Annotated in this window: 11 protein-coding genes; 8 read left to right on the forward strand and 3 right to left on the reverse strand. The window is 62.3% G+C overall.

What is annotated here, in order from left to right; genetic code table 11:
* Nucleotides 1-37 precede the first annotated feature (37 nt).
* Nucleotides 38-841 carry a LytR/AlgR family response regulator transcription factor gene (locus ACM61V_RS13415; protein ID WP_137787619.1) on the forward strand — a complete coding sequence of 268 codons (804 nt, stop codon included), beginning with the start codon at nt 38-40 and terminating at the stop codon, nt 839-841.
* A 62-nt stretch (nt 842-903) separates the two neighbouring features.
* The gene (locus ACM61V_RS13420) at nt 904-2,760 is read left to right on the forward strand and encodes an ABC-F family ATP-binding cassette domain-containing protein (RefSeq protein ID WP_137787620.1); all 1,857 of its coding nucleotides are present in this window, start codon (nt 904-906) and stop codon (nt 2,758-2,760) included.
* Between the two features lie 132 nt (nt 2,761-2,892).
* Here ACM61V_RS13420 and ACM61V_RS13425 read toward each other — a convergent pair whose 3' ends face one another.
* Nucleotides 2,893-3,156: a DUF3297 family protein gene (locus ACM61V_RS13425; protein WP_137787621.1), complete on the reverse strand. Its 264-nt coding sequence runs from the start codon at nt 3,154-3,156 to the stop codon at nt 2,893-2,895.
* 99 nt (nt 3,157-3,255) lie between these two features.
* The gene (locus ACM61V_RS13430; RefSeq protein WP_137787622.1) at nt 3,256-3,627 is read right to left on the reverse strand and encodes a hypothetical protein; all 372 of its coding nucleotides are present in this window, start codon (nt 3,625-3,627) and stop codon (nt 3,256-3,258) included.
* A gap of 132 nt (nt 3,628-3,759) precedes the next feature.
* On the opposite strand from ACM61V_RS13430, the gene ACM61V_RS13435 reads away from it, so the two are divergent.
* Both ACM61V_RS13435 and ACM61V_RS13440 read left to right on the forward strand, forming a co-directional pair.
* Nucleotides 3,760-4,161 (forward strand): EVE domain-containing protein, encoded by a 402-nt coding sequence (locus tag ACM61V_RS13435; RefSeq protein WP_137787623.1) that lies wholly within the window; start codon nt 3,760-3,762, stop codon nt 4,159-4,161.
* 182 nt (nt 4,162-4,343) lie between these two features.
* Complete coding sequence (locus ACM61V_RS13440; RefSeq protein ID WP_249341637.1) at nt 4,344-6,680, forward strand: TonB-dependent receptor; 2,337 nt, start codon at nt 4,344-4,346, stop codon at nt 6,678-6,680.
* Nucleotides 6,681-6,807: 127 nt separating this feature from the next.
* On the opposite strand, the gene typA is transcribed toward ACM61V_RS13440, so the two are convergent.
* A complete protein-coding gene (typA, locus tag ACM61V_RS13445) occupies nt 6,808-8,631 on the reverse strand; it encodes a translational GTPase TypA (protein WP_137787625.1) in 1,824 nt (607 codons plus the stop codon).
* 110 nt (nt 8,632-8,741) lie between these two features.
* On the opposite strand from typA, the gene ACM61V_RS13450 reads away from it, so the two are divergent.
* The 4 genes from ACM61V_RS13450 (at nt 8,742) to ACM61V_RS13465 (ending at nt 12,111) form a co-directional block, all read left to right on the forward strand.
* Nucleotides 8,742-9,257: a hypothetical protein gene (locus ACM61V_RS13450; protein WP_212742213.1), complete on the forward strand. Its 516-nt coding sequence runs from the start codon at nt 8,742-8,744 to the stop codon at nt 9,255-9,257.
* Between the two features lie 110 nt (nt 9,258-9,367).
* Nucleotides 9,368-10,576 (forward strand): toxic anion resistance protein, encoded by a 1,209-nt coding sequence (locus ACM61V_RS13455; protein ID WP_137787626.1) that lies wholly within the window; start codon nt 9,368-9,370, stop codon nt 10,574-10,576.
* Nucleotides 10,573-11,286, forward strand: a complete 714-nt coding sequence (locus tag ACM61V_RS13460; RefSeq protein WP_137787627.1) for a hypothetical protein — start codon at nt 10,573-10,575, stop codon at nt 11,284-11,286. Before ACM61V_RS13455 ends, ACM61V_RS13460 begins: the two co-directional genes overlap by 4 nt.
* A 45-nt stretch (nt 11,287-11,331) precedes the next feature.
* The gene (locus ACM61V_RS13465) at nt 11,332-12,111 is read left to right on the forward strand and encodes a tyrosine-protein phosphatase (RefSeq protein ID WP_137787628.1); all 780 of its coding nucleotides are present in this window, start codon (nt 11,332-11,334) and stop codon (nt 12,109-12,111) included.

Here is a 12,111-nt window from a genome sequence, read left to right on the forward strand (position 1 = left end):
ATTGGGCGCGACGGACGTTTTGGAGAATACCAGGAAAATGACCATCCGCACCATATTGGTCGACGACGAGCCCTTGGCGATCCAGGGACTGGAACTGCGACTTCAGGCGCACGATGATGTTGAGATCATCGCCAAGTGCCAGAACGGTCGCGAGGCGATCAGCGCTATCAAGACCCACAAGCCCGACCTGGTCTTTCTCGATATCCAGATGCCCGGTTTCGATGGTTTTTCCGTCGTCCAAGGTCTGATGGAGGTGGAACCGCCGCTGTTCGTGTTCGTGACCGCCTATTCGGATCACGCGCTGCGCGCGTTCGAGGCGCAGGCGGTGGATTATCTTATGAAACCGGTCGAGGAGGCGCGTCTGGCCGACACGCTCGATCGCGTGCGCCAGCGCATCGCCGAAAAGAAAGGCGCGGAGGAAAGCGAGAAGCTAAAGGAAGCTCTGGCGGAGCATGCGCCGGAAGCTGCCGCGGAAATGGCCAGCGACGATGCCGATCACGTCAATGCCAACCGTTTTGAAAAGCTTATCAACATCAAGGATCGCGGGCAGATATTCCGCGTCGATGTCGATACGATCGAACTGATCGAAGCCGCCGGGGACTATATGGTCATCAAGACCGGGGACAATTCGCTGGTGCTGCGCGAAACGATGAAGGATCTGGAAAAGCGCCTCGATCCGCGACGTTTCCAGCGCGTTCACCGCTCGACCATCGTCAACCTTGATCTGGTCAAGCAGGTGAGGCCGCACACAAACGGGGAATGCTTCCTCGTCCTCGAGTCCGGGTCTCAGGTAAAGGTTAGCCGCTCTTATCGCGACGTGGTGGCCCGCTTCGTTCATTGAGTTCTTCCTGATGTGCGCGCGCTTGCTGGCGGGATCGCACCTGCTCTGCTAGGCGCGCGCGCATGCTCACTCTCAACGCAATCACCGTCCGTCTCGGCGGGCGCGCGATCCTCGACGGCGCCAGCGCCTCGCTGCCGCCTGGGAGCCGTGTCGGTCTGATCGGCCGTAACGGCGCCGGGAAATCGACGCTGGTAAAGGCGATCGCCGGCATGCTCGATCCCGATGCCGGCTCGATAGACATGCCGCGCGGCGCGCGCGTCGGCTATATCGCGCAGGAGGCGCCCGCCGGGCAAGCGACGCCGTTCGAGGCGGTGCTGGCCGCCGACACCGAGCGCGCCGCGCTGATGGATGAGGCGGATACGGCGACTGATCCCGACCGCATCGGCGAAATCCACGAACGGTTGATTGCGATTGACGCCCATGCCGCTCCGGCCCGAGCGGCTCGCATTCTGGTAGGCCTCGGCTTCGACGAAGCAGCCCAGGGACGACCGCTTGACAGCTTCTCAGGTGGCTGGCGAATGCGCGTGGCGCTGGCTGCGTTGCTATTCTCCCAGCCTGACCTTCTTCTGCTGGACGAGCCATCGAACCATCTCGATCTGGAGGCGGTGATGTGGCTGGAGGATTTCCTCAAATCCTATCGCGCGACGATCGTTGTAGTCAGCCACGAGCGTGATTTCCTGAACAATGTCGTCGATCACATCCTGCATCTGCAGGGTGGCAAGACGACGCTCTACCCTGGCGGCTATGATGCATTCGAGCGCCAGCGGGCCGAGCGGATGGCGCAGCTTGCGGCAGCACGCGCCAATCAGGAAGTGCAGCGCGAAAAACTGCAGGATTATATCGCCCGCAATTCCGCGCGTGCCTCTACCGCCAAACAGGCGCAAAGCCGCGCCAAGATGCTGGCGAAGCTTCAGCCGATCGCGGAGGTCGCGAACGATCCCACCTTGTCGTTTGACTTCCCCGATCCCGAGCCGCTGCGACCGCCGCTCATCACGCTCGATCACGCCGCCGTCGGCTATGGCGAGACCCCGATATTGAAGCGGCTGAGCCTGCGGCTCGATCCCGATGACCGTATCGCGTTGCTCGGCCGCAACGGCAACGGCAAGACGACTCTTGCCCGCCTGATCGCGGCGCAATTGACGCCGATGGAAGGCGACATGGCCGCCTCCGCGCGGATGAAGGTGGGCTATTTCACCCAATACCAGGTGGAGGAACTGGACGCCGACGACACCCCGCTCGCGCATATGACCCGGGTGATGCGCAACGCGACACCCGCTGCCGTGCGCGCACAGCTTGGCCGGTTCGGATTCTCTGGCGACCGCGCGACGGGCAAGGTGGGCAAGATGTCGGGCGGCGAAAAGGCGCGCCTCGCGCTGGCGCTTATAACCCGCGATGCGCCACATCTGCTGATCTTGGACGAGCCCACCAACCACTTGGACGTTGATGCTCGCGAGGCGCTGGTGCAGGCGCTCGCCGGCTATAAAGGCGCCGTCCTGATCGTCAGCCACGATCGTCACATGGTGGAGCTTACTGCTGACCGGCTTGTGCTGGTCGATGGCGGCACGGCGACCGAATTCGATGGAAGCCTCGACGATTATGTATCGCTCGTGCTGGCGAAGGAGCCAAAGACGGAAAGCGCGAAAGCTAACCGGAAGGACGAGCGCCGCGCCGCAGCGGAAAAGCGCGAGGCGGCAAAAGCGCTCCGCAAGGCGGCCACGGATGCGGAGACGGAGCTGGGCAAACTTACCGCTCAGCGCTCGGCGATCGATCACGCGATGTTCGATCCCTCCGGCGCCGATGCCGCGCTGGCCAAACTGACGATGACCGAGTTGATGCGGCGACGCGCCGAGCTCACCGAACGAATTGACGCCGCCGAGGCGCGCTGGCTGGAGGCAAGCGAGGCACTCGAGGCCGCCTAGGCAGCGTTTCGACGGATCAGTTTATCGGGCGTACCCCAAGGACTTTTGCTTCCTGGTGATAACGAGCCTGTGCGCCGTTTTGCGCCGCGCCGGGATTGCCCGCTCGTCGCGCTCGCGGCACGCGTGCTCAGATCAGGCTTCGTCGCCGCCGGGTTCCGCCGGGCGCTCGAACCAGGCCTCGACCGGCCCTGAGAGCTTGATAGTCAGGGGACGGCCGTGTCGATCGACCTTCTTTCCCAGCGCGACGCGGACCCAGCCTTCGGAAATCGAATATTCCTCGACATCCTTGCGCTCTACACCCTTGAAACGGATGCCGACGCCACGTTCAAGCGCCTCCTGAAGGAAATGCGGGCTGCGGGGATCGATCGAAAGGTGGTCGGGGGGAGTATCGCTCATGGGCGGGCCGCTTAGCGGATCATTGCGCGACAACCAATGCAAAAACGGCGCGGGCCTTAACCCGCGCCGTTCCTGCGTGACCTCGTCAGACTGCGCCGATCAACGACAGACGCGTACCGGCACATCGCGACCCCAGTAAGGATCGAAGCGATAGCTGGTCCAGCAGCGCGGATAATATGGACGATAATCGTCATAATAATAGGCGCGCGGCGGCGGCGCGTAATAGCCACGATCATAATAGCCACGATCGTAATAATAGCCCGGCCGGTTATTGGAAGCGATCGCGGCTCCGATGCCCAGGCCAACGATGCCGCCGACAAGCGCCGCACCCGCTGCATTGCCGCCACCATGGTAGCGATGATAACCGCCCCAGCCGCCGCCCCAGCGCTGCGCATCCGCCGGTGCCGCAGAAACCGACGCCGTCGCGGCCAGCGCGGCGCCGAGTCCTGCCTTTTTCAGAAAGCTGTTCATCTCGAACCTCCATACTCTTTACATCGGTCCGCCTGACCAACGCACGATGGTGCGACCGTGTTGCGTTTGCTACGCGAGTCGGGCTGAATGGGGCCGGAATAAGGTATTCACCAACGGTTTAGGTGCGCGACGATGGCAAATTGGCTGCTGAAATCCGAGCCTGACAGTTACGCGTGGAACGATCTGGTTCGAGACGGGGGCACCGAATGGGATGGCGTGCGCAATAACGCCGCTGCCGCGCACCTTCGCTCGATGCAGCCGGGTGATAAGGCGCTGGTCTATCACAGCGGCAAGGATAAGGCGGCGGTCGGCATCGCGGAGGTGACGCGCGGCCCTCGCAAGGATGGAGACGAAGGCCATTGGGTGTCGGTCGCTATCAAGCCGCTCGCCCCCCTCCCCGCCCCTGTATCGCTCGCCGCCATGAAAGCTGAGCCCGCGCTCGCGGCATTGCCGATGCTTCGGCAGTCGCGGCTGTCCGTATCTCCCGTCGGGGATAAGGAATGGTCTACGATCATCGCGATGGCGGCGCGGTAATCACTCGCCCGGCGCCATCGGTTTTTCATCATTCGGACACAATACGAGCCTAGCGGCGGGCTCAACGGGCGGACACCAGCACGAGTCGGATGAGCGCGACCAAATGCCCTACCGGGAGTGGGCATGGCCACGACCCCCGTCTCCCGATCCACCCGGGAAACATAATCAAAGAGGGAACCACCGTGTCCATTCGTCACCGTTTTCGCCCCGCGCTGCTCGCGGGCGTGACCGCCGGCCTTGCCATTTTCGCCACTCCCGCGAATGCCCAGGCCGTCGATAACGTCGCCCCTGCCGCCTCGGATAGCGAGGGATTGAGCGACATCGTCGTCACGGCCGAGCGACGCAGCGAAAACCTTCAGCGCGTACCGGTCTCCGTGGCCGCCGTCAGCGGCACGGACCTGCGGACCTTTCAGTCCGCCGGCGAAGACATCCTGGCGCTCTCTGGCCGCGTACCCAGCCTTTATATCGAGACGACGACCGGCCGGATCTTCCCGCGCTTCTACATCCGCGGCCTCGGCAACGTCGATTTCTACCTCGGCGCATCGCAACCGGTATCGATCATCCAGGACGATGTGGTGCTGGAGCACGTCGTGCTGAAGTCCAACCCGGTCTACGACGTGGCGCAGGTCGAAGTGTTGCGCGGCCCGCAGGGCTCGCTGTTCGGCCGCAATACAACCGCCGGCATCATCAAGTTCGACACGAACAAGCCGACGATGGACTGGGAAGGTCGGGGCTCCGCCTCATGGGGCACGTACAACACGGTTTCGGCGGACGTGGGCCTCGGCGGGCCGATTATCGCGGACAAGCTCGCCTTCCGCGTCTCTGGCCTATGGCAGCACCGCGACAACTGGGTCAGCAACAACTACACCGGCTCCAGCGCGGACGGCACCAAGGGCGGCAAGGATGTGATGGGCGGCTTCAACGACCGCAACGCCCGCCTTCAATTGCTGTTCACCCCGTCCGACAGTTTCTCGGTCGATGTCTCGGGCCATGTCCGCGACTATGACGGCACGTCGACCCTGTTCCACCGCGCCGCGCTCAGGAAGGGCTCGAACAACGTCCAGGCCGAGCCGCGCGATGTGGTTTCCTATGACGAAGCCGCGAACAATCCGCAGGCCTACAAGACGCAGGGCGCCTCCGTTCGCGCAGCGTGGAATTTCGGCGGCGCGACGCTGACCTCGATAACCGCCTATGAGCACTCCTCGGGCTATAGCCGTGGCGATACGGACGGCGGCGCTGCCGCGAACTATCCGTTCAACGGCAACCCCAACGGCTTTGGGCAGAGTGAAGGTTATCTGCGCGGGCTGGACCAGTGGACGCAGGAATTGCGACTCGCCTCCAGTGGCAACTCGCCCTTCAAATGGCAGTTCGGCGGCTTCTACTTCGACAGTCGCGACATTACCGACTTCTACCAGCGGACCTATTTCCTTACGCCACCCGCCAACAACCCGAACAACTGGGTCCGTCTGCGCGACGTTAACACGTCATGGGCGGTGTTCGGTCAGGCCAGCTATACGATCGACAAGCTGACGCTGACCGCCGGCGCGCGTTACACAGAGGATCGCAAACGCACCGCCCTGATCAAGCCCGTGTTCGACCCGACCGGGACGGTTGACCAGTTCAAGCGGTTCAACCCGACCGCGCCGACTGATGTGCGGCTTGTCGGCAAGGAACCGAGCTGGGACATCTCGGCGCTGTACGCGATCGATCCGTCCGTTAACCTTTATGCCCGAGTGGCACGCGGTTTCCGTGGCCCGACGATCCAGGGGCGTTCGGCGGTATTCAACTCGCCGTTCACCACCGCTGATTCAGAGACGATCATGTCGTACGAAGCGGGCTTCAAATCGCAGCCAACGTCCAACCTGCGCTTCAACGCCACCGCCTTTGCCTACACCGTCAAGAATATCCAGCTGAACGGTAACGACAGCAACGGATCGGGCGTGTTGTTCAATGCCAATCATGCGAATGCCTATGGCATCGAGGCGGAGGCGGAGTGGCGGCCGATCCGCAACATCACCTTCACCCTGGGCGGCAGCGCGCTGCATTCCAAGATCAAGGATCCCAACGCCTATGCGCAGGTTTGCAGCCTCAACGGCGTAATGGTCTGCACGGTGCTCAACCCGATCGCCTTCACAAAGGGCAGCGGCACGGGCACGACCTATTTCGCCTCGATCAACGGCAACCCGCTCCCCAATGCCCCGACGTTCAATATCGACGGCGCGGTGCGGTATGACATCCCGCTCGGCAATGGCGGCAACTTCTTCGTGGGAGCCGACGCCAACGTACAAGGCTACACGAATTTCGTGCTTTACCGGACGAGGGAATTCTATTCGAACGGCAATCTCGAACTCGGTCTGAAGGCTGGCTTCACCACGCCGGACAAGAAGTATGAGATCGCCGCGTTCGCGCGCAACGTCACCAACGAGCAAAACCTCAAGGGTGTTATCGAAAATTATATGGCCGCGGTATTCAACGAGCCGCGCGTCATCGGCGTCTCGGTATCAGGCAAGTTCAACTGATCGTCAGCCGGGGCGGATCGCCGAGCGACCCGCCCCGGTTTGATTGGCCCGGCAAAACGAAAAGGGCGGGATGGCATCAGCCAACCCGCCCTTTTTCTAATCCGCTGTTCCGGCCGAAGCCGAACCGTCAGGCCGCCTGTTTGGCACGCGACGCACGCTTGCGCTCGTGCGGATCGAGGTGCCGCTTGCGCAGGCGGATCGACTTGGGCGTCACCTCCACCATCTCGTCATCGTCGATATAGGCGATGGCCTGTTCGAGCGTCATCTTCTTCGGCGGGGTCAGGCGGATCGCATCGTCCTTGCCGCCGCTAGCGCGGAAGTTGGTGAGCTGCTTCGCCTTCATGGGATTGACCTCGAGGTCATCCGTCTTGGCGTTCTCGCCGATGATCATGCCTTCATAAAGCGCCTCGCCATGGCCGACGAAGAGAATGCCGCGCTCCTCAAGCGGGCCGAGGGCATAGGAATTGGCCTCACCGGCGCCGTTCGAGATAAGCACGCCGTTCTTGCGGCCCTCGATCTTCCCCCTGTGCGGACCATATTTCTCAAACAGCCGGTTCATGATGCCTGTTCCACGCGTGTCCGACAGGAACTCGCCGTGATAGCCGATCATCCCGCGCGACGGGGCGGAGAAGGTGATACGGGTCTTGCCACCACCCGACGGGCGCATGTCGGTCATCTCGGCTTTGCGCAGGTTCATTTTCTCGACGACCGTGCCCGAATATTCGTCGTCCACGTCGATGATGACGATCTCGTACGGCTCGGTCTTGTTGCCGGCCTCATCCTCGCTGAACAGCACCCGCGGGCGGCTGATGCCGAGCTCGAAGCCTTCGCGTCGCATCGTCTCGATCAGCACGCCAAGCTGAAGCTCCCCGCGCCCGGCGACTTCGTAGCTGTCGCGGTCGGCGGCCTCGGTCACCTTGATCGCGACGTTCGACTCCGCTTCACGAAACAGGCGATCACGGATCATCCGCGACGTCACCTTGCTGCCCTCGCGCCCCGCCATCGGCGAATCGTTCACCGCGAAGCGCATTGACAGGGTCGGCGGATCGATCGGCTGCGCATGGAGCGGTTCGGATACGCTGGTATCGGCGATCGTATTGGAAACGGTTGCAACAGTCAGGCCGGCCATCGAGATAATGTCGCCAGCCCTCGCCTCGTCAACCGGCACGCGATCAAGACCGCGGAACGACATGATCTTGGATGCACGACCCGTTTCAACGATCTTGCCATCGTTATCGAGCGCATGGATCGGCTGATTGAGCTTCACCGTGCCCGAATTCACCCTGCCGGTAAGGATCCGACCGAGGAAATTGTCGCGATCGAGCAACGTCACCAGGAACGTGAAAGGTGCGTTCTCGTCAAGGTTGGGCGGTGGGACGTGGCTGACGATGGTCTCGAACATCGGGGTCAGCGTGCCTTCACGGGCATGCATGTCAGTGGAGGCGTAGCCGTTGCGGCCCGAGGCATAGAGCACGGGAAAATCAAGCTGCTCGTCGGTCGCGTCCAGCGTCACGAACAGATCGAAGACTTCGTCGAGCACTTCCTGGATGCGCGCGTCGCTGCGGTCGACCTTGTTGACCACAACGATCGGGCGGAGACCAAGCGCCAGCGCCTTGCCGGTTACGAACTTCGTCTGCGGCATCGCCCCCTCGGCCGAATCGACCAGCAGGATCACGCCATCGACCATCGACAGGATGCGCTCCACCTCGCCGCCGAAATCGGCGTGTCCGGGCGTATCAACGATGTTGATACGGATCCCCTCCCAGTCGATCGAGGTGGGCTTCGCAAGGATCGTGATGCCACGTTCCTTTTCCAGATCGTTCGAATCCATCGCGCGCTCCTCGACGCGCTGATTGTCTCGAAACGTGCCAGACTGGCGGAAAAGCTGGTCCACAAGGGTGGTTTTGCCATGATCGACGTGCGCGATGATGGCGATATTGCGCAGATTCATCGTAATTCCTGGAATGGCCGCAAAGCACGCGGCGTTGTGCGCGCCGATAGCGCATCTGCTGCATTGCGGCTAGACCCAGCGCGAATGACTGTTTCATGGAGAGCCCGAAGATGCCAAGCTCGCTTCTGCCGTTACTCTTGGTGCTCGCGCAAGGCGCGCCGGTTGCGGTGAACAACTCCGTCGCCTGCCCCGGTCCCGCTGCTCCGCCCGCGGGCATGTCGGGATGGTCGCGCACCATCCAGATCGCCAGCGTACTGCGCCCGCGCGACACGACGAAGGCGCTGATCCCGACAGGATCGCGCGCGCTGACCGGGCTGTTTCCCGTGGCGCAGGTCAATTACGCCGTCCCGCCGGCCAAGCTCCCCCAAGGAGGCGCCAACGGCGGATTGCTAGGATTTTTCGCCACGAAGGCCGGGCGCTATCGCGTCGCGCTGGGCGGATCTGCCTGGGTGGATGTGGTCCGGGACGGCAAATCGCTGCCATCCGTGGCGCACAGCCACGGCCCCGCATGCAGCGGCATCCGCAAGATGGTGGATTTCGATCTGAAGCCGGGGCGCTACCTGCTTCAGATCGCCGGGAGCGACGCGGCTGCGTTGGACGTGATGATATCGCCTGTCCCGAAATAATTTCAGTGCTTCGTCGTTATCGTTGAACCGATCCACAAGCGTGTTACATATGCAATACAGTTGAATGCGGTGCGCAGGCAGGCCATGCTCTTGCACCGCTGGAGGAAAAGATGGCGACGACACCCGAGACGACCAACGCAGAGCCTGCGCTGAAGCTGACGCCGCCCGATCCCGTACCGACGGTCGCGACCGCGCAGGCGGCCGGCCTCGTCCCGGTCGATGACGGCACCAAATCGAAGCTCGAGGAGCGGGTCGATCATTTCGTCGATCAACTGGTGGCGCAGGATGCGAACTCGCCCGAATTCGGCAAGCGTGTCGATGCTATTACCGCAATGGGAGCAAAGGAGATCCGCGACGCGGCCGGCCAGTCAAACCGGTTTCTCGATCGCCCTGTGCGCGCAATGGATCAAGAAACCGGCGTGGGCAAGGATCTCGCGCAGCTTCGCCGCGTAGTCGAGGATCTCGATCCAGGCCGAAAAGGCAATCTTACCGCGCCGCAGAAGCTGTTCGGGATCATCCCGTTCGGCAATAAGATGCGGAATTATTTTGATACCTACAAATCGAGCCAGACGCACATATCCTCGATCCTGCGCAGCCTCGCCTCCGGCAAGGACGAGCTATTGATGGACAATGCCGCGATCGATACCGAGCGAGCGAACCTGTGGTCGGCGATGGGCCGGCTGGAGCAGATGATCCACCTATCGAAGCTGATGGACAGCAGGCTCGAAGACAAGGCCAACCAGCTCGACGCTACCGACCCGGCCAAGGCGAAGGCGATTCGCGAAACCGCCTTGTTTTACGCCCGCCAGCGCACGCAGGATCTGCTAACGCAGATGGCGGTGACAGTGCAGGGATATCTCGCGCTCGATCTGGTCAAGAAGAACAACGTCGAGCTTATCAAGGGCGTCGATCGCGCGTCCACAACCACCGTATCGGCACTGCGCACGGCCGTCACCGTCGCGCAGGCGATGACCAATCAGAAACTGGTGCTGGATCAGATCACCCAGCTCAATACCACCACCGCGAACATCATCGACTCTACCGGCAAGCTGCTGCGTTCGAACACCGCGCGCATCCACGAGCAGGCGGCATCCTCCGCGATCCCGCTCGAAACCCTCCAGCGAGCGTTTCAGAACATCTATGACACGATGGACGCGATCGACACGTTCAAGATGAAGGCGCTCGATTCGATGAAAACGACCGTCGACACGCTCGGCCGCGAGGTCGAGAAGTCAAAGGGTTATATCGCTCGTGCCGAAGGAGCCGCGCAGAACCAGGTTTCGGCCCCGCAGGATAATTTCAAGCTGGAGTCGGTGTGAGCGACACTTCCGATCAGACGATCGCCGCCGCCCGCGCCGCTTATGAGCGCATCACGGGCGCGCGCTACGACGCCACCTATCTCACCCGTCGTCGCCGCAGCGCTGGCGCGAAGCGGCTCGGCAAGCGGTTGACCCGGATCGCGATCGCCGACGCAGCGATCCTGAGCGGCGCGTTCGTGATCGGCCTTATCGTTCCGCTCGGCATCATGGGCGCGACAGCGGTGATGGCGCTGTTGCTCGCGGTGACGGCGATGCTGGCGGTATGGCCGGCCGATGCACCGATCGCACCTGAACGGCTACGCCAGACGGATATCCGCGCGCTCCCGACGCAAACTGCGCGTTGGCTGGATTCTCAAAGGCCCGGCCTTCCCGCGCCCGCGGTATTGGTTACGGACAGGATCGGCGTGCGGCTGGATACGCTGGGCGCGCAGCTGGCCGCGCTCCATGAAGAGACACCAGCGACCGCCGAAATCCGCCGGCTGGTAGGCGAACAATTGCCCGAATTCGTTCGCGACTACCAGCGCGTTCCCCGTGCGCTTCGTGCTACACCGCGCAACGGGAAGACGCCCGATCGCCAGTTAATTGACGGATTGGAGTTGATCGAGCGCGAGATCGGGCAAATGTCGGAGGAGCTGGCGCAGGGCGATCTCGATACGCTCGCGACCCGCGGCCGTTATCTGGAAATCAAGTATCGCGGAGAGGAATCCTAAGCCGACTCGCTTAACATCGTCACATATTTTCGTTAGCTAGCGCGCATGAACGAGCGTGTGCTGAGCTTCCAGGGTATCCACAACTTCCGCGATTATGGTGGCTATCACACGCCGTCCGGAAAGATTCGGGCCGGCTTATTGTGGCGATCGGGCCAGCATGGCGATGCGACCGCGGACGATCTCGATGGTGTGGCGTCGCTTCGGATCGCCACTATCATCGATCTGCGTGGGGATAGCGAGCGTCGCGTCGCGCCATGCCGCCGACATGGCGCGTTCGACGGTACTGTCCTGTTCGCGCCTGGCGAGACCGCTGGAAGCAAGCTTGCTCCTCATCAGCAGGCCGCGAAGGGGGTCGCAACAGCAGAAGAGGCTCGTGCAGCGATGCAGGAGCTTTACGTCTCGATGCCATATCGCGACGTACTGATCCGCACGCTGACCCTTTATTTTAAGGCGCTGGCCACGCGAGATGGCGCGAGCCTGCTCCACTGCCTGGCCGGAAAGGATCGCACGGGACTGGCGGCTGCATTGCTCCACAGCCTGCTCGGCGTGGGTGAGGACGATATCATGGCGGATTATCTGCTCACGAACACCGCCGGCAATCCCGAGCGCCGCATTGCCAGCGCCGCAGCGTCTATGCGCGCAAACTATGGTCAACAGATGACTGACGAGGCGATCATCGCGCTAATGTCGGTAGAGGCCGATTATCTCCACACCGCATTCGCCTCGATTCGGGAGCGGCACGGAAACATCCAAAACTATGCGGAGCAAGTGCTGGAGGTGGATGGCGCCCGGCGCGAAGCTATCGCGGCGCGCCTGATCGGCTGA

This window comes from Sphingomonas sp. TX0543 (genome assembly GCF_048565505.1).
Classification (GTDB): Bacteria; Pseudomonadota; Alphaproteobacteria; order Sphingomonadales; family Sphingomonadaceae; genus Sphingomonas.